This window comes from Nitrosomonas sp. TNE100 (assembly GCF_055387135.1).
Genome location: NZ_AP040997.1, coordinates 1,613,995 through 1,633,654, shown reverse-complemented (window position 1 = coordinate 1,633,654; position 19,660 = coordinate 1,613,995). Strand labels below are relative to the sequence as shown.

The window sequence follows — 19,660 nt, the reverse complement described above, 5'->3', positions numbered from 1 at the left end:
ACTAAGCCGGAATCCAGCTAGAGCATTTTTGATTTAAATATATGCATGTAATAGACTATTCTCTATCACAACTGATGGGGAAGGTTATGCATGCCTATTCACAAGATCTTCGGGATCGTATTCTGGGTGCGTTGGATCGTGGCGAAGGTCCAACGGCAATTGCCCGGCGCTTTGAGGTGAGTCGCATGTGGGTGTATCAGGTACGCAAGCGATGGAAAGAAGAAGGCCAGCGCCATAGTTTGCCGATGGGAGGTTATCGGCGATCCCGCATTGCGCACAAGGAAGCGCAGATTCGGCAATGGATAGAAGCCACGCCGGATCTAACGCTTGTCGAGCTCAGTGAACGGTTGGCTGCAGAAGGCATTCAGATCAAGGTGCCGGCGCTATGGCATCAACTGAACAAATGGGGGTTGAGTTTTAAAAAAAACCCTGCACGCCAGCGAGCAATCGCGCACAGACGGACGCCGGGCACGAACTGAGTGGGCCCGCGAGTAGCAGCATTGTGGTGGCCGACAACCTGTCTTGTCACAAGGTTCCAGGCGTCCGCGCAGCCATTGAAGCGGCAGGTGCCACGCTGCTCTACTTACCGCCGTATTCGCCTGATCTGAATCCAATCGAGAAAATGTTCTCCAAACTCAAAGCCCTATTACGCAAAGCCGCCAAACGAACCATGGATGCCTTATGGGCACAGATCGGCAAAGTGTTGGATCTGTTCACTCCGGAGGAGTGTGCCAACTACTTCGTTTCATGTGGATGTGTAAATAAATTAAAAATGCTTTAGTGCGTCTTGAAACAAAAAATAGCCAGAAAAAGTTGTGTTTTGCCTAGAATTGATAAAATCTCAGGAAAATTAAAGAAATCATAATTTTTGGATCAATGATGGTTATTGGCACAGATGCTCCTAAAAATAATTTATGCCGGATACAATTCGTATAATCTTTCAGTCAAAATGAATTATCCAGTGTGCATCTCGGCAAAATTGTGTAACCGATCTTTGCAATAAGCTGGAAATGAAAGTAAAATCGCGCGGTTCGAGGCATTGATAGGCAGCGTATTAAAAATTTAATGGAGAACAAAAGAATCATATGGCAAATACAGCGCAAGCTAAAAAGCGGGTGAGGCAAAATATCAAGCAGCGAGAGCGAAACTCTGGATTGCGATCCAGGCTGCGTACTGCGATTAAAAGCGTCAGAAAGGCAATAGTGGCTGGTGACAAAAATCTGGCCGAGACTGTGTTCAGAAAATCAGTCAGTATTATTGATTCGATCGCAAGCAAAGGAATAATCCACAAAAATAAAGCATCGAGACATAAGAGTCGTCTTTCTGGTGCAGTTAAGGCAATGGGTTGAGTTACTGAAACTAAAATCTGCGTATCAAAAAAATTTCCAGAAATGGAAGTATAAAATGTTGATAGAACAGCTACAAAGGAGAGAGAGATGAGATTAGGGGAGTATTTGAAGGGGATGCTGCTGTGTGCGGGCCTGTTGTTGATTGGGCCGGTACAGGCGGATATATCGACGGTGCCGGATGAGACGTATGAAGCATTGAAGCTGGATCGCAGCAAAGCCACGCCGAAAGAGACCTATGATGCGCTGGTGAAGCGTTACAAGGATCCTGCACATGGTGCTGGCAAGGGCACGAAGGGAGACTACTGGGAACCGATAGCGCTTAGTATCTACATGGACCCGAGCACCTTTTACAAACCACCGGTTTCCCCGAAAGAAATTGCTGAGCGCAAAGACTGCGTTGAATGCCACTCTGATGAAACGCCGGTTTGGGTAAGAGCATGGAAACGCAGTACCCATGCCAACCTGGACAAAATACGCAACCTCAAGCCGGAAGATCCGCTTTTTTACAAAAAAGGCAAGCTGGAAGAAGTTGAGAACAACCTGCGCTCCATGGGCAAACTAGGAGAGAAGGAAGTGCTCAAGGAAGTAGGCTGTATTGACTGTCACGTTGACATCAACGCCAAAAAGAAGGCAGATCACACCAAAGACGTACGCATGCCTACAGCTGACGTTTGCGGAACCTGTCACCTGAGAGAATTTGCCGAGCGTGAATCCGAGCGTGACACCATGATCTGGCCGAATGGCCAGTGGCCTGACGGACGTCCATCCCACGCCCTGGACTACACAGCCAACATTGAAACCACCGTTTGGGCAGCCATGCCGCAACGTGAAGTGGCAGAAGGTTGCACCATGTGCCACACCAACCAGAACAAATGCGACAACTGTCATACCCGCCATGAATTTTCGGCGGCAGAATCCCGCAAACCGGAAGCCTGTGCCACCTGTCACAGCGGCGTGGATCATAATAACTATGAAGCCTACATTATGTCCAAGCATGGCAAACTGGCTGAAATGAACCGGGGAAACTGGAACTGGAATGTTCGTCTGAAAGACGCCTTCTCCAAAGGAGGTCAGACCGCACCGACCTGTGCAGCCTGCCACATGGAATACGAAGGGGAATATACCCATAACATCACCCGTAAGACCCGCTGGGCAAACTACCCGTTTGTTCCGGGGATTGCAGAAAACATCACCAGCGACTGGTCAGAAGCTCGTCTGGATTCCTGGGTTGTGACCTGTACCCAATGTCACTCGGAACGGTTTGCCCGCTCCTACCTGGATCTCATGGACAAAGGTACCCTGGAAGGGCTGGCTAAATACCAGGAAGCCAATGCCATTGTTCACAAAATGTATGAAGACGGCACCCTGACTGGTCAAAAAACCAATCGTCCGAATCCACCGGCGCCAGAGAAACCGGGTTTTGGTATCTTCACCCAACTGTTCTGGTCCAAGGGTAACAACCCGGCCTCACTTGAACTGAAAGTGCTGGAAATGGCAGAAAACAATCTGGCCAAAATGCACGTAGGACTGGCACACGTTAATCCAGGTGGCTGGACTTATACCGAAGGTTGGGGTCCGATGAACCGTGCCTATGTTGAAATCCAGGATGAATACACCAAGATGCAGGAAATGACAGCTCTGCAAGCGCGTGTTAACAAACTGGAAGGTAAAAAAACCAGCCTGCTTGACCTCAAGGGAGCGGGAGAAAAGATCTCGCTGGGAGGACTGGGAGGTGGAATGTTGCTGGCGGGAGCGATTGCTCTGATTGGCTGGCGTAAACGTAAGCAAACGCAAGCTTGACTGCTTCGTTGACACCAAACCGGCGCGCACAGTCGCGCTGGTTTGACCGACTCCTCCCGCCACTGGGGATTTTACTGGTGACGGGAGGTTTGGTTTTGCTGGGTGGGTATGCTTGGCTGCTGCTGACACCGGATGAGGCTCCCTATCGTTACCAGCTGGCTGCCACCGGCAAGGTGGACGACTATCCTGATCTGGAACTGGAAGCCTGGCCGGATCTGACCATCAACCAGTACGACATTCATCTGGAAGGAACGGATCAACCGATAGCACAAGCCTGGTTTGGTCAGCGTGCAAATCAACCGCAGGTATTACTCAACTGGAAGAACGAAACCAGAGAACCTCTGCTGGCGCTGGATCAGAAAGCTGCTGAACTCAGTGCGCTTGCAACGGCAATAGACAAATACGCCCCGCGAGATGCACTACTGCTCAGCTGGTGGGATACCTCACGCCAACTGGCCCTGTTGACCGGACGAGACGTACTGTTCCACAGCACACTGCACGAACCTCTGATTGTTCCGCCGGAATGGCAAGCGCATGCGCAAGCGATCCGCGCTTATGAAAACGAACAAACCGGCGCTGCGGCCGATCCACAGGAACGCGAGCTGTTTCTGCGTTTTACGCAAAGCCTGCTCAATCCGCTGGCCAGTGGCCTGGCTGATTTGCGACAACTGGCCGGTACACGCGATGCTTACCTGATCGTGCATATCAGCGACCTGTACAAACTGGGTCTGCTATACCCTGACAAATTTGGCATTGCCTACAAACCCTACCGCCTGACCGGTAACCTGCATGGCATGATCAGTCATGTCAAGACCGAGATGAGCAATCACGGCTACTACGCCTACACTGTGCAATCGTTATCGGACGAACTGATTCGCGCCTTCTTTCTGACAGATGAAGCCAGTTACCACACCCTGCTGGCCAGGCTGCTGCCATTTACCAGCCAACCTTCTCCGCTGGAGCTCACCTCTCCGCGATTGATCTACCAGCAAGGAGGATACTGGGTCTATCAACTGGCAGAAAAGGCCCCGGAGGCACAAACCCAGCACAATCTGCAACCCGCTCCGGATCATGATAAAACGACGGATTCAACCCATCTGACTGATCAGGTACAATGATGGTCGGCAAGACAAAAGAATCATAATCTGTGTTCAAACATCTAGGAAAAGAGGAGAGATCATGAAAATAATAATAGCCTGCGGACTGGTTGCTGCAGCCCTGTTCACCCTGACAAGTGGGCAGAGTCTGGCAGCGGATGCTCCGTTTGAAGGTCGGAAAAAGTGCAGTTCCTGTCACAAACCACAAGCCCAGTCGTGGAAACATACTGCTCACGCCAAGGCGATGGAATCGCTCAAGCCCAATGTCAAAGTGGAAGCCAAACAAAAAGCCAAACTGGATCCTGCCAAGGACTACACCCAGGACAAAGACTGCGTAGGTTGTCATGTGGATGGATTTGGCCAGAAAGGCGGCTACACGATAGACTCCCCCAAACCCATGCTGACAGGCGTAGGCTGTGAATCCTGCCACGGGCCTGGACGTAAATACCGGGGAGATCACCGCAAGGCTGGGCAAGCATTTGAGAAATCGGGCAAAAAAGCGCCGCGCAAGACCCTGGCAAGCAAGGGACAAGACTTTAATTTTGAAGAGCGTTGCAGCGCCTGTCATCTGAACTATGAAGGATCACCCTGGAAAGGAGCAAAACCTCCCTATACCCCGTACACACCGGAAGTGGATGCGAAATATACCTTCAAGTTTGACGAGATGGTAAAAGACGTTAAAGCCATGCACGAGCATTACAAACTGGATGGCGTATTTGACGGAGAGCCTAAATTCAAGTTCCATGACGAATTCCAGGCCAATGCTAAAACTGCCAAAAAAGGAAAATAGAGAGTATCTATTAAGTTAGTTATGCTCTATTTTATCCCGAAAAGGTAAAAATACCTTTTCGGGATAAATCTAGGGTTGAAATTTTTACAATTTATTTATAATTCAGACATTATCCAGATTGATTATCAATCGATCGGGATTGCAATTACTGTCGATCTTTATTTTCGGTTCGGTAGACAAAATATACCGGGAGTCATTATTTTCAACCGTCGGAAAAGACGGTTTTTTATTTTTTGAGATGTTGAAGATATTTGATAGATTTCCGGAGGTGAGTGGCAGTCCTGTTCACAGAAAACGTGATTATTTTATCGCTGCATTTACGTTTTTTTGTGTTGCAATTAGCCTTGTAATTGATGCTCACGGGACGCTGTTGCTTCAAAATATATTAGGTGTTATTGCCTGGATTTTTTTGATTACATTACTTCGTGGTGAAAATCGCGAAATAAGAATGCAGGTTGTAATTGCAGTAGCTTTTGCAACAGCGGGTGAACATTTCGCATCAATTTATATGGGGGGGTATACCTACCGTCTGGAAAATGTTCCGTTGTATGTACCACCGGGTCATGGCATGGTTTATCTGACAGCGGTCGCGCTGGCACGATCTGGTTTTTTTCTCAAATATGCCAGGAAAATTACAGCATTTGTGGTGATCACTTGTGGTCTGTGGTCAGTATGGGGTATTAGCGGATTACCCGAACATGGTGACCAGGTGGGCGCATTGCTTTATGTAGTATTTCTGATTTATCTGTTCAAGGGCAGATCGCCATTGGTATATCTGGCCGCGTTCTTTATTACGACCTGGTTAGAACTGATTGGTACTGCTGCTGGCACTTGGCGGTGGGCTACTCTTGAACCAATATTCGAACTAACGCAAGGCAACCCGCCGAGCGGAGTTTCAGCCTGGTATTGTCTGGTAGATGCTGTTGCTATCAGTGGAGCACCAGTATTTCTGAATCTTTTCGACAGGATAGATGGTTTGTTCAAGTGGTTTAAAACCAAAAAAATTAATCTTAAAATAATTTTTAGCAGAAAATGAATACGGGTCTTGAGTTTTAGTTTGGGGACAGGGGTAATTTTAAGATTTTTTTGTGAATGATTAGTTAATGAAAAATTTGATGAATGTTGATTCTTGTCGTGTATGCTATTAAAACAATACCATTGAAAATTTTGTTTTACTTGTTGCAAAAATAAACTATGAGTAGTGATGTAACTTTTGAGCAGCTGGACTTGTCCAGTGAAATACTCCGGGCAGTTATTGATGAGGGGTACATTAATCCAACTCCGATCCAAGCCCAGGTTATTCCGCCGATTCTTGCCGGCAAAGATGTCATGGCCAGTGCACAGACGGGTACTGGTAAAACAGCCGGCTTTACTCTGCCTTTATTGCACCACCTGCAAGCACATGCGAGCTCTAGTACGTCGCCTGCCCGCCATCCTGTACGTGCTTTGATTATGGCTCCAACGCGTGAACTGGCCATGCAAATTGATGAAAGTGTCAGGAAGTATGGGAAGTATCTTGCTTTGCGAACCACTGTCGTTTTTGGCGGGGTCAATATAGAACCTCAGATAACAGAGTTGCGGAATGGGGTGGAAATACTGGTAGCCACACCTGGTCGATTGCTGGATCTGGTTGAGCACAAGGCTGTAAATTTCTCAAAAACAGAAATCCTGGTTCTTGACGAGGCCGATCGTATGCTGGATATGGGCTTTCTGCCGGATATCAAAAAAGTGATGGCGTTGTTACCTTCACAGCGACAGAGTCTGATGTTTTCCGCAACTTTCTCCGACGAGATCAGAAAACTTGCAGACGGTTTGCTGAAACATCCGGTTCGGATTGAAGTGGCAGCGCAGAATACAATAAATGAGTCTATTTCACATGTTGTTCACCGCATAAAACCAGAAAGTAAGTTTGCATTGCTGCTGCATCTCGTTAAACAGCAAGATCTGAAACAAGCACTTGTTTTTGTGAAAACAAAGCACGGAGCCTCCCAACTGGCACAAATGCTTTCTCACCATAAAATCTTGGCGCTTGCAATTCATGGAGATAAAAATCAGCAACAGAGAACACAAGCACTTTCTGAGTTCAAACATGGTGATGTGCAGATACTTGTAGCAACAGATGTAGCTGCGCGTGGCATTGATATTGAAAAATTATCGCATGTGGTCAATTATGAATTGCCCGGTAATCCCGAGGACTATGTGCATAGAATTGGCCGTACAGGCCGTGCTGGTAGTAAAGGAAAGGCAATTTCTCTGGTAAGTGAACATGAAACAGAGCTTCTGACCAGTATCGAAAAACTTCTGAACACTAAACTGGAGATAGAGCAGATTGCTGGTTTTGATGCGGAGTTATTTGTCAGGAGCTTGCCAGATCGTAAAAATAGGGTATCAGCCGATATTGCCCGGCGTAGCAATAAGCAAGCCGAAGTTGCTAATGGTGAGAAAACCAGAAAATATTCCGGATCACGCAGAAGCGCGCTACAAAATCATAAAGACCCCATTTTTACGCAACCCTATATTCCACAAGCAAATCCAGTGCAATTGGCAACTCCTAAGCAATCAGATGCTCAATCTTTGCTTCTCGCATACAGGCAAGAAAAAAAGATTATCCCTGCGTTATTTACTGCTCTTACAAAAAATAAAGCTGAGCAGAACAACTAGAGCATTTTTGGTTTACTTGTTTACATATCCACATGAAGCGAAGTAGTTGGCACACTCCTCCGGAGTGAACAGATCCAACACTTTGCCGATCTGTGCCCATAAGGTATCCATGGTTCGTTTGGCGGCTTTGCGTAATAGGGCTTTGAGTTTGGAGAACATTTTCTCGATTGGATTCAGATCAGGCGAATACGGCGGTAAGTAGAGCAGCGTGGCATCTGCCGCTTCAATGGCTGCGCGGACGCCTGGAACCTTGTGACAAGACAGGTTGTCGGCCACCACAATGTCACCTGGCTGCAGCGTGGGGCACAGACAGGTTTGAATATAGGCGAGAAACGCGGCCCCGTTCATTGGGCCGTCGAGCACTAACGGAGCGGTGATCGCATCGTAACGCAGTCCCGCAATGAAGGTGGTGCTCTTCCAGTGGCCGTGGGGCACCGAAGCCACACAGCGCTGGCCGCGCGGCGCGCGACCCCGCTGTCGCGTTATGTTGGTGGTCGTTGCCGTCTCATCCAGGAAGACCAGGTGACGGCAATCCCAATGCTGCTGCTCGCGGGCCCACTCAGTTCGTGCCTGACGTACGTCTGTGCGCGATTGCTCGCTGGCGTGCAGGGTTTTTTTTAAACTCAACCCCCATCGACAAGCGTTAGATCCGGCGTGGCTTCTATCCATTGCCGAATCTGCGCTTCCTTGTGCGCAATGCGGGATCGCCGATAACCTCCCATCGGCAAACTATGGCGCTGGCCTTCTTCTTTCCATCGCTTGCGTACCTGATACACCCACATGCGACTCACCTCAAAGCGCCGGGCAATTGCCGTTGGACCTTCGCCACGATCCAACGCACCCAGAATGCGATCCCGAAGATCTTGTGAATAGGCATGCATAACCTTCCCCATCAGTTGTAATAGAGAATAGTCTATTGCATGCATATATTTAAATCAAAAATGCTCTAAGCTTTCTTGCTGCGTTTTTGCCTTTATCCTCTTTTTGAACAGGTTCTAAGATAGACCCGCATATCCTAGGACTAAACAGATCGTACATTTGATTACAACTCTTCCGAGTTATACAAAAAGTAGGCCTTTTATGCTATATTTCTGGCTGGCCACATCTTATTTGTTAATGTGAATTAATAAATAAGATGTAAATTCAATTCATCATCGTTTCATTTCTAATGCATACGATAAAGGAGTTATGAAAAATGAGTACAGTGGAAAAAGACAGCGATATTGATACCACCAAGAATATGTTATTTGCCGGTGTATTTTTATTGGTGCTATTAGCTGGATGTGCTGCACTAGCCGTGCATCTTACGCCTGTTGTGAACTAACTTTTTGACAACTGCATAACACGATATTTCGCTGCTGTGTTGGTTATACCTATACACTATCCCCTCCAGCTTTCCTGCGGCGGGGATGGATTGCAATAATAAGAACAGTTTATTCCGTAATAACTTTATCTTGATCTATCTCGCGTTCAATCATTAACCAGTTCTGTTTCTTTCAGCAACTTGGTTTAATTATCCAGATTTTACTTCAGTTTCATCGTTTATTTCCATATTTATTGGGAAGAAAAATTCTTTTTAAGAATTCTGATTATTTGTTTGTGAGACGGCCGTTTCCCGGGTGGGCCGGTAAATTTACAGTAGGAAGATTCCTGCACCACTTCCCCACGTTAGCCAAATAAACAACTAAACTGGCGAAAGGTAAAAGGTGAGAGGAGTAGAAGATACAGATGAATTTTGGATCCCTGGAACTGGCGCAACGTGCGAAACAAAACAACGTACTGATGAAGATTGACGCGCTGACTGACTAGGGAGCGTTACGTCTGATGCTTACTGGTTTATACAAGCGCGAGCTATCAAATGGTGAAGGACAGTGAGTGGTCTAATTTATCCGGGCACCTCGATAGGTGGAAAATCCACCAGCCGATGAGTTTTACATGAAAAAGCAACGCAGGCAATTTGATACCAGCTTCAAACTAGAAATCGTACGTATGATTAAGGAACAGGGGCTGAGCATAGCCCACATCAGTGAAGCATGAGTATCGGTCAGAGTGCCTCCGTCGCTGGGTAACTTAATATGAATCAGAACAAAGTGGGAATCCTGGCATCGGCATCCGCTCACTGCCGAACAGCAACTTATCCGCCAGCTTGAGCAGGAAAACCGGCAACTGAAGATGGATGTCGATATCTTAAAAAGCGTCAGCCTTCTTTGCCCGGCAACTGAAATGAGCTACCAGCTCGTCAAACTAGTTACAAAAGAAGGCAATCTCTGTTGCCCGTAGTTGTCGCCTCCTGGAGGTAAGCCACTCGGGCTATTATGAGACGCTAGGCAGGCTATGTGTGATTGCGGTCATTGTGGCAAGCATGAAGTTAACGGAACCCGTATCGTACTACCGGACAAGATCCTCAAACAGGATAACCGTTACCAGCGAGACAAAAAGCGCAAGCAATGCAAAAGACATGCAGCCATTGAACCCATCATTGGTCATTTAGAAGCAGATTACCGAATGGCGAAAAATTACCTGAAGGCGCTATTGGTGATCACATCAACCTCTTGATGGCCGCTTGCGCCTGGAATCTGAAACAATGGCTACTGGCCATTTTTTTTGCCGTTTTCTCATACGGAAAATAAAAAAATCATCCCAATCTTCTGATAAAAACCTCAGTTCATGCGAATTGATCCGAATGAACAATAGAAAATCAGATTTGATTCCAAAAACTGCAATCAGTAGCGAGAGTTTTTCAGGGGCGACTAGTTAATATTGGCCTCATTCTACTCAATTATCTGCCTGATCATCAGTGTCGCTGGGCGGGGTTACGATGTTTACTTCGGCCGTATGATCCTGACGATCGTCAATTAGCGGAATAGTTTTGTCGGATTGTTCGATGCCATCCACCGTAACGCGCATTACACTGCTTTGTGGAGCATTGCCAGTATCCGTCGTTTGCGACACGGTAATATGATAGACAGTTTCCCGATACCGATAATATAGTTTAAACGCTTGCCAGGATGCGGGCAGACAGGGATCAAAATAGAGTTTATCCACGTCTAGTCGTAAGCCAAGCAGAGACTCCACAATCAACCGGTACATCAAGCCAGCAGAACCCGTATACCAGCTCCACCCCCCACGACCGATGTGTGGTGAGACCGCGTAGATATCGGCAGTCATGACATAGGGCTCGACTTTGTAAATCGCCACATCTGTTGCTGATTTTCCATGATTCACGGGATTAATCATGTCCATCAATTCCCATGCACGCTGGTTGTCGCCCAAGGCCGCGACCGCCATGACGACCCAGATAGCAGCATGAGTGTACTGCCCTCCGTTTTCGCGCACACCAGGAACATAACCTTTAATATAGCCCGGATCCAGATCGGATGTGTCGAACGGCGGATCAAAAAGCTGAATCAGCGCATGATCGTGCCGTACCAGTCGCTCATAGACGACGTCCATACTCTTGCGTGAACGTATAGGGTCTCCTGCGCCGGAGAGGACCGACCAGCTTTGTGAGATTGAGTCGATCTGACATTCTGTGTTGCTCGCCGATCCCAGTGGGGTGCCGTCGTCGAAGTATGCACGGCGGTACCAGGCACCATCCCAGGCATTTTGCTCGATGCGTTGGCGCAGTTGTTCAGCTTCGTTCCGACATTGTTCGGCAAAAGGCATGTCATCCTTCTGCTGTGCTAGCTCAGCGAAGCGCATCAATACTTCGTACAGGAAGAAGGCGAGCCAGACACTTTCACCCTTGCCGTGCAAGCCTACTAGGTTCATGCCGTCGTTCCAGTCTCCGGAACCGATCAGCGGCAGGCCATGCTCACCAAATTTCAAGCCATGCCAAATAGCACGCGCACAGTGTTGGTACAAACTGGCTGATTCGGTCGAACGTCCTGGCAGATCGTAATATGAGTCATCCTCAGGGCCAACCGGGCGGCCTTCGAGAAAGGGAACGGATTCATCCAGCACACCCATATCACCGGTACTCAATACATAACGACATACTGCCAGCGGTAGCCAGAGATAATCGTCTGAACAACGGGTGCGTACGCCACGACCTGATGGTGGATGCCACCAGTGCAGCACATCACCTTCCACAAACTGCTGCGCTGCACACAGCAGCAATTGCTCACGCACGCGTTTTGGCTCAGCGTGGATTAGCGCCATCACATCTTGCAACTGGTCACGGAAACCAAAGGCACCACTTGATTGGTAATAACCACTGCGTCCCCACAAGCGACAGGCAAGTGTTTGGTAGATAAGCCATCCATTGGCGAGCACGTTGAGAGACGGATCTGGGGTTTCCACCTGGACTGCGCCAAGAGTGTGGTTCCAGTATTGCCATACCGCCTCGAGTGCAGTGTGCGCGGCTGTTGATCCGCGAAAACGATGCACCAGACTGCGCGCATCTTCGGCCCCACGCCTACCGGCCTGCCCCAGGCGGAAAATAACTTCACGTTCTTCTCCGTCTGCCAAGTCGAAACTTACCTGGATCGCAGCACAAGGATCTAATGCTGCCCCCACCTTACCGGAAAGACGTGTGCGCGCCATGGCAGCCGGATTTCTGAGTGACCCGTTACGTCCAATGAACTCGGCGCGGTCGCAACTGATTGAGCGATTGACTCCATCCACATCAAAGAAGGCAATTCGACCAACGAATTCCATATTGTAAGGATTGTGTGCGAACACCGCACCACTGCCAGGATCTACTTCCGTGGTCACATGCATGATTGATTTTGACCGCAAACCGCCCAGCACCCATTCTACATAGCCAGTTGCAGAGAGTCGGCGTGGCCGACCGGATACATTACGTATTTTCAATACCGAGAATTTGACTGCAGCATCTATAGCCACATATACCCACAGCTCTGAGACGATGCCTCCTTCAGTATATTCGAACACACTGTAGCCAAATCCGTGCCGGCTGACATACGGATTTGCGCCACGGCAGGGCAGAGGTGTAGGTGACCAAAAATGGCCACTCTCTTCATCACGTAGATAAAAGGCTTCTCCACCTGTATCAGACACCGGATCATTGTGCCAAGGTGTAAGACGGAACTCGTGTGCATTTTCGCTCCAGGTATAGCCTTGGCCACTCTCGGAGATAACCGTGCCAAAATGTGGATTTGCCAACACATTTACCCATGGTGCTGGCGTCATCTGCGTAGCTGTGGTCGTTATGACGTATTCTCGCCCGTCCCGCGTGAACCCGCCCAGTCCGTTGTGCAGAATAAGATCACGTGGCGGCAATGGGCTACTGTTAGGGGGATCTGCACGGTAGCTTTGACTCGGCCGAAAGCGCGGTATCCGTACATCCCCGATGTTGCGGCGGTTGATCTGTTCTGCCAGCGTTCCTCGGGTATCTGTTATGATCACTCGTGCAACGGATTGGAATAGAATATGGTCTTCGTTCGATATCTGCTCCGTGCGTCGCACGAAGATGCCGCCTGGTTGATCGATGACGTGCGCCTCGGTACTCGCCGCAATTAAACCGATGATTTGGTCTTGGAGCAATTGCCGGTAACCGGCGCGATCTTCATTCCAGATCACTAGATCCACTGCCAACCCTTTTAAACGCCAGTAGGCGTGAGCCTGAACCAATTGACGCACTAATTGTATATTGGCTACATCACCAATCTGTAGCAGGACGATAGGTAAATCTCCAGAAATGGCGTAGCCCCATAAATCGGATTGCCCACGACGATTCTGCATCAAAATGCTGGCTTCAGCGCGCAGTAAACTATTGGTATAAAGAATAGAGTTGGCCAGATGTCCGTAAAGTTGTGCGTCAGCTTCACTTGCATTGAGTTGGCGTAACGCTACTTGGGCATGTGTCCAAGCAACATTAAAGACACGATCCGCAAGTCGCTTGTCTTGATATCTCCCAATCAGACTTATAGCGTCAGCACGCGTCTCTCCTATGCCGCTCACTATATCCAGGGTAATCGTTTGCTCCGGGCCGAGTGTAATGGCATGACGAATAGCGACAATCGGATCCAGCACCGAACCCTGGCTGCCAGAAAGCATTCCTGAGGATGTGCTGCTTAACGCTTGCGGATCGGCTGCAGTGTGACCGCGGCCAATGAATTGCATTCGATCCGTCTCATAAGAAATGGCATTGACATCCACTCCATGCGTTGTCATCATGTGAAACATCCAGGATGTTTGCTCGGTAGCTGAGCGCGGCCGGCGCGTGCAAAGTATTGCCTGATATTTCTCATCAATTTCGGTCTGCACGAACAGCTTACTGAAAGCTGGATGCAGCATATCTGCAATGGGTACAGCGAGCACAACTTCCGCGTAACTCGTCGCTGTGATGGTGCGGGAAGTATGGGCACGATTAGTAATGCGCACACGGCGCAGTTCGATATCGTCTTCTGGTGACACTACGATCTCAGTATAGGTTTCAAAATCGCCATCGCCTATAAAATCACGACGGCGAAATTCAGCGCGTCCCTCGGAGAAAATCACCTCGTAATGCTGTGGCTGTTTCAGTGTTGGTTGATAGGCAGTTGACCAGATTTCACCACTGCTTTCGTCGCGCAGATAACAGAACGATCCCCAATTATCGCAAGTTGTATCTTCACGCCAACGTGTGACGGCAAGATCTTTCCAACGGCTATAGCCACCACCAGCGTGGGTAACCATTACATGATAACGTCCGTTGGATAACAATTGAACTTCCGGTAGAGGCGTTCTGACATTGCTGAAAATGCGAATCGGTGCTTCTGCAATACGAGCAGCCAGCTGGATATTGGAAAACTGGGTCGTGCGGGGAAAGAATGTCGTAGCTTTGGGGATTCGCTCTTGAAGAAGCAGTAAAGTCGCTTGGAACAATGGCTCTGATTCGAAGCGTTTCTGCATCGGGCGATTCAGTAGTAGATAGGCCAGGGAGAGCAGGCTCATTCCCTGATGATGAGCCATATAAGATCGTACTATTGTGCTTAGCTCCCCGCGCCGCTGACGTGATGGCGTATAGTCGATCGCTTCGTAAAAACCGAATTTACCTTCCAGTCCTTGTGCAACAAGTTGCTGTAGATTCAGGCACGCTGCCTTGGGTGCTATCATCAGCGCCAGCAGGGTAGCATAAGGAGCAACGACCAGGTCATCAGCGAGTCCGCGTTTGAGTCCCAGGCCAGGCACACCAAATGCTCGATACTGATAATTGAGATGAGCGTCGACTAGGTTATAGCCGGATTCCGACATGCCCCATGGTATGCCTCGCTGCCGTCCATACTCAATCTGCCGTGCTACCGTTGCTTTATAGGTCTGGTCAAGCAGTGTATTTTCAAAGGTTGGCATTACCAGGAGTGGCATCAGATACTCAAACATCGATCCACTCCACGATAAAAGCACGGGTTTGCCGCCAGCAGTTGTAAGCAAACGCCCTAAGGCAAACCAGCTCTCTTGCGGCACTTTTCCCTGTGCAATTGCAACAAAATTGATTAATCTCGCTTCCGAAGCCAGCAAGTCGTAGTAACTTGCATCTCGTCGCAACTCATCCACGTTGTACCCAATTGCCAGTAAACGGGATGATTTATCATATAGGAAGTCATATGCCATGCATGCAAATTCACCCGATTGCATGGCAAGCTGCTCGATGGTCGCAATTCGCTCAGTGGCACGATGACACGTTTGTGTGATGCAGTGCCAGTACTCACGTAGCCATGCATGTTCCGCAGATGTCAAAGTATTCGTAAGGGAGGTTTCAAGTCGTTGTTCGATTGCTGGCAGCAATTTATTTCCGATATTTTCCAATTCTCGTAACGTTGGAATCTCAGTGATATCAAGGTTGTTGTCGAGCCCACTCGGTGCGACTGGCAACGCCAGCCAGGGGGCCAGAAAGGTTAGTTCGTCGAAGGCTGCGCGGCATTGCCGGACCAGTGCATATGACCACCAAACCATGTCACTCTCAGAAGTTGTATCGGAAATGATGGCGCCGGTGTGATCCAAGGTGGGGTTGTGCATGAGATGCTTATCTATCACCAGGTACCCCCCAGCTTCGGCGAGTGGTTGCTTCTTACGGGTTGATATAAGCGCATTCTCTGTTTGAGAGGGCTGTTGCGTGGCAGTCGTAATGCTACCGGCAAGCGCTTCTGCACGTTTCACCAACTGGCCGAGGCATTGCCGTGCAAGCGTGAGTGTAGTAGGTGGGGCGCTGCATGCGGAATCGATATCTTTCCGTAATGCGATGAGCAGATCCGAACGAGTATTTCCTGCTGCATCCAACAGGATTCCAAGTGTGTCGTGGAGTCCATGGAACCAGCGTACATCAAAGATTTTTTCGTCAGCAAGCGTAAGCAAACCTGACCGCAAGGTCAACAGATGACCCGCCAGGTTTCCACTATCCACTGTCGAAACATAAAACGGATGTAGTGGTTTCAATGATCGCGTGTCATACCAGTTGTAGAAATGACCGCAATATCGTTCCAGTGTTTGCATGGTATTGAAGGTATGTGTCGTACGCTCAATTAGCTGCCCGGCCGCTAGGTAACCGAAGTCATAAGCGGATAAATTCGCGAGTAGTGCCATCCCGATATTAGTTGGTGAGGTACGGTGTGTAACAGCAACACCATGATGTTCCTGATAATTATCCGGCGGCAGCCAATGATCTTCTGGCCCGACAAAAGTCTCAAAAAATGCCCAGGTTTTGCGAGAAATCTTGCGCAAAAAGATAGTTTGTTTAGCTGTCAGCTGTGTCTCACCTCGTGTGAGTGGCTGTCCGGTCCACCAGATAAGCATAGGTGAACCTAACCACAGCAGTAGAATGGGTCCCGCTACTACAAGTGCAGTGGGTTTGAATAGCAGCAGGTAGAGGGTTGTAGCAATAGCGATCAGTGGAGCAATCCACATTGCGCGCAATACGGCGGTGAAGCCTGTGTGGCTGCTGCGCGCGACTTCGCCTGATGGATTCCATTCGAGCAGCCGTTTGTGAGTAAATGACATACGCCACACCGTACGCATGATTGCATCTAAGCTGAACCAGGCTTCAAAGGGAAGACATGCTAAAGTAACGGCTCCTTGCGCCAGGCGTTGGCTGGCCGTGTCGAGTGACGCAGCAAAATGTTGATATAACGATCCCTCTTCTGGCTTGCGAAAGATTTCCACAACCAATTCTACTAAGGGTGAAATCAAGAGTGTACCAATTACGGCCAAGGTCCAGAACCAGGGTGAAGCCAACACTACCCAGCCTAATAATAGCAGCAGCAGTAACGCAATCGGTACGAGGCTGCGCCGCAGATTGTCGAACAGTTTCCATTGCGACAAACGCGAGAGAGGATTTTTTGGTCGATGCTTACCAGGACCTGGAACATGTGGCAGCAACCAGCCCAGTAATTGCCAATCGCCCCGTATCCAGCGATGACGGCGGCTCACATCCACAAGGTAGTGTGCAGGGTAATCTTCGTATACATGTACATCACTCAACAAACCAGAGCGCACGTAACATCCTTCCAGCAAGTCGTGACTGAGAATCCGGTTCTCTGGAAAGCGCTCATTCAATGTTCGTTCGAACGCATCTACATCATAAATGCCTTTGCCAATAAAAGAGCCCTCGCCGAATACATCCTGGTAGACATCCGAGATGACGCCGGTGTAGGGGTCGATACCGGCCTCACCACCATGTAATCGTGCATAACGCGAGCGATTAGTGCTCTCCAGGTTCACGCTGACGCGCGGCTGAAGAATGCCGTAGCCTTCACATACAAGTTCTCGCGTCTTATTGTAGCGGGGGCGGTTCAGTGGGTGGGACATGGCAGCTACAAGCTGCCATGCAACATCGCGCGGTAACCGTGTATCCGTATCCAGGGTGATAACATATTTTATATTTGTGAGACAAGAGGTATTACCAACGATACGTGAAAAGCGTTTATCGACATTACTATGTGTTTTATCGCGCAATAATGCATTTAGATCGGCAAGTTTGCCGCGTTTGCGCTCATAACCCATCCAGATAAGCGCTTGTGGGTTCCAGCGGCGCGGGCGATGAAAAAGAAAGAAAATACTCTTTTCTGCAGTACCATATTTTGCATTAAGTGTCTCGATTCGCGCCTGAGTCAGCTGCAGCAAAGGCTCGTCTTCGGGTAGCGTTTCTTCATGTGCGTCGTGAAAATCAGTCAAAAGACCAAAATAGAGGTTTTTATCTTGGTTCGCTAAAAAATGCACTTCCAGCACTTCAACTAAGTCGTTGACGCTTTGCGAATTAGTAAGCATGCTCGGCACGATGACTAGTGTCCGAGATTGTGCGGGGATGCCCGTAGAGAAATCCATGCGTGGCAGCAAATGTGGGGTCACAAACAAGGTTGCTAACCAATTCACCAGGGCGAGTGCTAACTGGCTCGTGGGTAATAATGCGAATATACCGATCAACAGCAAGAATTCATCCGTCACGTCTTGAGTGTGCGCGATGGCTACTAGGCCGGTGCTGAACAGCAGTGTCAGGAGTGTGATCAAACCGAGGTACACGTGTAATGTATACTTCGCCCCCATTTTTATGAGTGTTTCAACGATAGAGAAGCGTACTTGTGCTTTTGTTTCAAGCTCGTGCAAGCCCTGATCGATCAGATAGAAACCCACATGCGCCATGCGTTCTTCACCATCCGGATGTGCTGCCTGAGCCTCATGTGCAAGTTGGACCGCACTTCGCGCTACCTCGGCTTCGGTAAGGGAACTCCGCTTTGCAATCTTTTCGACTGTATGACGATAGTGGTCACGGGTGGAGAAATCCATCTTGCCATAGGTACCGTCCGGATCTTCCCTCAATGTTTGCTCGACAATACTCATGCTTTCGACAAACTCGCGCCAATCCATTCCCCCCAGAAGACGTAGGCTGCTGATGCTGTGACTAATGGAAACCTGGTCAGCAGCCTGATGTTGATTTCCTGACTGGATAACCTGCTCGATAGTCAGCCCTGACTCGGAAAGCACCTGTTTGATCCAGGATAATGGTAGTGTTAGAGCAAGACCATGCCCTTGCAGTCGGCGCGTAAGTTCTGATACGAATGGTATTGACATTGGAGGTTGCGAGCGCGCCATGTCTGCAATTATCAGCACCAGGCTCTTCGGATCTGTCTCCGCGACCGTTACCATTCGATCGGCCCATATGTTGGCAAGATCGCTGTCAACCCTATTAGCGGCGATGCGAATGGCAACGCGCCGCAGGTTCTCAATTAAGGCCAGTCGCAGCATGGTGGGAATGGCCCATAATTCACCTAAATTAAGCATACTAACTGTTTGATAAGCCGAGACAAAACGGCTGAGACTTTCCGAGTCTACCCGCCCATCCCCGTGCGAAATGATTTCTAGTGCAATATCATAGACACGCGGCAATCCTGCCGAAGAACCATTCAATAATCGGGGTAATCCACGGTGATAGCCTTTAGGCATATGGCGCCTGGCAATGCGGATATGTTCTTCGACAAGATAGAAGTTATCAAGCAACCATTCACTGGCCGGTGTGATCTGTTGGTTGGCTTTTACCGCTGCCGTAAGTCGACTGCAGACATTGATTAAGATCGCTTCATTCTCGGCTAGGCGCTGTATCAACTGATTCTGCGAGCGCTCCTGTGACAATTTATGCATGGCCGCAAGACGCCTGCCGCGTTGTTCCATCTGCTCAACACTGAGCAATTCTAAACGTAGCGGCAACTCATTAAAGGCATCCTTCAGTGGAATACCACCACCCAAATAGACGCTCCATCGGCGCAGATATCGGAGGATATAGTTACTATTGGTTTTCATTTATAATGTATTCCGTTTTGGATTAAGATTTCAAATTTCCATTTCCTGGCAATGCCATGATTGGATGAATCAGAATCTAAGTACCTCTTAAAAATACATATCCAGATGGAATGAGGTGGAGCTGGACAGTCATTACTGGCAAGACGCGCAGGGAGCAGGCCTTTTCGTCATATGCGCGTACCCCTACCGTTCAGCTGCATCCAAGGGATACTTCTTTACAGTAGAGGGGA

The 19,660-nt window shown here is 48.9% G+C and carries 9 protein-coding genes and 3 pseudogenes; 10 read left to right on the top strand and 2 right to left on the bottom strand.

Features of this window, described 5'->3' with window-relative positions; genetic code table 11:
* Positions 1–86 precede the first annotated feature (86 nt).
* The 8 genes and pseudogenes from ACZ5EJ_RS07710 to ACZ5EJ_RS07675 all read left to right on the top strand — a co-directional run bounded on the left by ACZ5EJ_RS07710 (position 87) and on the right by ACZ5EJ_RS07675 (position 7,697).
* Positions 87–479: a helix-turn-helix domain-containing protein gene (locus ACZ5EJ_RS07710; protein WP_166485030.1), complete on the top strand. Its 393-nt coding sequence runs from the start codon at positions 87–89 to the stop codon at positions 477–479.
* 20 nt (positions 480–499) lie between these two features.
* Positions 500–781, top strand: a pseudogene (locus ACZ5EJ_RS07705) (transposase); the annotation flags it as partial.
* 304 nt (positions 782–1,085) lie between these two features.
* The gene (gene rpsT, locus ACZ5EJ_RS07700) at positions 1,086–1,349 is read left to right on the top strand and encodes a 30S ribosomal protein S20 (RefSeq protein WP_011634720.1); all 264 of its coding nucleotides are present in this window, start codon (positions 1,086–1,088) and stop codon (positions 1,347–1,349) included.
* A gap of 87 nt (positions 1,350–1,436) precedes the next feature.
* Positions 1,437–3,149, top strand: coding sequence for a multiheme c-type cytochrome (locus ACZ5EJ_RS07695; RefSeq protein ID WP_074456509.1), 1,713 nt, complete (start codon positions 1,437–1,439; stop codon positions 3,147–3,149).
* Positions 3,146–4,267 carry a hydroxylamine oxidation protein HaoB gene (gene haoB / locus ACZ5EJ_RS07690; RefSeq protein WP_464556860.1) on the top strand — a complete coding sequence of 374 codons (1,122 nt, stop codon included), beginning with the start codon at positions 3,146–3,148 and terminating at the stop codon, positions 4,265–4,267. Before ACZ5EJ_RS07695 ends, haoB begins: the two co-directional genes overlap by 4 nt.
* A gap of 61 nt (positions 4,268–4,328) precedes the next feature.
* Positions 4,329–5,036, top strand: coding sequence for a cytochrome c-550 CycA (cycA, locus tag ACZ5EJ_RS07685; RefSeq protein WP_011634717.1), 708 nt, complete (start codon positions 4,329–4,331; stop codon positions 5,034–5,036).
* Positions 5,037–5,274: 238 nt separating this feature from the next.
* A complete protein-coding gene (locus ACZ5EJ_RS07680; protein ID WP_011634716.1) occupies positions 5,275–6,072 on the top strand; it encodes a hypothetical protein in 798 nt (265 codons plus the stop codon).
* 158 nt (positions 6,073–6,230) lie between these two features.
* Positions 6,231–7,697, top strand: coding sequence for a DEAD/DEAH box helicase (locus ACZ5EJ_RS07675; protein WP_011634715.1), 1,467 nt, complete (start codon positions 6,231–6,233; stop codon positions 7,695–7,697).
* A 12-nt stretch (positions 7,698–7,709) separates the two neighbouring features.
* On the opposite strand, the pseudogene ACZ5EJ_RS07670 reads toward ACZ5EJ_RS07675, so the two are convergent.
* Positions 7,710–8,590: pseudogene (locus tag ACZ5EJ_RS07670) on the bottom strand (IS630 family transposase).
* Between the two features lie 302 nt (positions 8,591–8,892).
* Between ACZ5EJ_RS07670 and ACZ5EJ_RS07665 the strand changes: the two are divergent.
* Positions 8,893–9,021, top strand: a complete 129-nt coding sequence (locus tag ACZ5EJ_RS07665; RefSeq protein ID WP_256201571.1) for a hypothetical protein — start codon at positions 8,893–8,895, stop codon at positions 9,019–9,021.
* 998 nt (positions 9,022–10,019) lie between these two features.
* Positions 10,020–10,327: pseudogene (locus ACZ5EJ_RS07660) on the top strand (IS5/IS1182 family transposase); the annotation flags it as partial.
* Between the two features lie 145 nt (positions 10,328–10,472).
* On the opposite strand, the gene ACZ5EJ_RS07655 reads toward ACZ5EJ_RS07660, so the two are convergent.
* The gene (locus tag ACZ5EJ_RS07655) at positions 10,473–19,430 is read right to left on the bottom strand and encodes a glycoside hydrolase family 94 protein (RefSeq protein WP_464556858.1); all 8,958 of its coding nucleotides are present in this window, start codon (positions 19,428–19,430) and stop codon (positions 10,473–10,475) included.
* Positions 19,431–19,660: the final 230 nt, after the last annotated feature.